Source organism: Oleiphilus sp. HI0061 (genome assembly GCF_001635675.1).
The window spans coordinates 1-1,055 of the sequence record NZ_LWFE01001857.1 but is presented as its reverse complement, the minus strand read 5'-3'; the positions used below and the strand labels follow the sequence as shown (position 1 = coordinate 1,055).

The window sequence follows — 1,055 nt, the reverse complement described above, 5'->3', positions numbered from 1 at the left end:
TCGATCAACAGGCGTGCCTGTGCGGGCAAGTATGCCAGTTAGTATAAAAGGTTTATCATCATGCCGGGAGAACCCGGTATCGTTAACACCGTGCGCCAAGGTCAGCTGATCACCAATTTTATAGCCTAAGCTTTCCGCAATCTCAGCACCAATCACCGCATCATAAACCCCGTCAAAGTGCTTCCCTTGCTCGAAGTCCAGCCCTCTGTCATCAGCAAAGCGGTAGTGTTTGAAATAATCCTGCGTGGTGCCCATCACTCTATAGCCTTTGTGAGAGTCCCCAAGTGAAATTGGAATAGCCCAGGCAACCGACTTGTGTGAAGAGATTTTTTGATAACTATCCCAGCCGATATTGTTGGTTGCATTGCCAATACGAAAAACGGAATACAATAACAACTGCACCGAACCACTTCTCGCGCCGACTAATAAGTCTGTGCCTGAAATCGTATTGGTAAAACTATGCTTAGCCTCTTTACGCACCGTATCGACACTCAGTAATAGAAAAACGCTGATACAAATACTAAACAAGGTTAAGCCACTGGTAAATTTCCGGTTGAGGATACTTTTCAGCGTTAGCTTCATCAGCAGTGCCCAATTCATAACACGGCCTCCTGCCCTTTATTTGAAGACTGTTCGCAAGCGCGGTTGAGTTCGCCTAACTGAATACTGCGATCAAAAGCGGCTTCCAGGCCAGCATCGTGGCTAACAAACAATATGGTCGCACCACTTTGCTTACACTCTTCTAGTAGTAACTGAATAAAGTGTTCACGTGTATCGGCATCCAATGCAGAGGTCGGCTCATCGGCAATAATGAGTTCCGGCGAGCCAATCAAGGCCCGGGCGGCGGCGACACGCTGCTGTTGGCCAACGCTCAAATCAGATACTTTTCGTGTCAGCATGGAGCGATCATTTAGCTGAAGCTGCGATAACAAGCGATAAGCTTCCTCTTCCAGGCTGCCCGACTTTGCTAATACTCGTTGAGTACGCAACTTAGAAAATTTACATGCCAGTGTGATATTTTCAATTACCGACAAATAAGGAATCAGGTTAAAAAG

Annotated in this window: 2 protein-coding genes; both read right to left on the bottom strand. The window is 46.6% G+C overall.

Annotated features, from left to right (window positions below; translation table 11 throughout):
• A partial coding sequence (locus A3735_RS28265) for an ABC transporter permease (RefSeq protein ID WP_197486120.1) occupies nucleotides 1-600 on the bottom strand: 600 nt, incomplete at its 3' end.
• Nucleotides 597-1,055 (bottom strand): ATP-binding cassette domain-containing protein (locus A3735_RS28260; protein ID WP_156499994.1); only part of this gene is annotated, 459 nt, incomplete at its 5' end. The genes A3735_RS28260 and A3735_RS28265, both read right to left, overlap by 4 nt.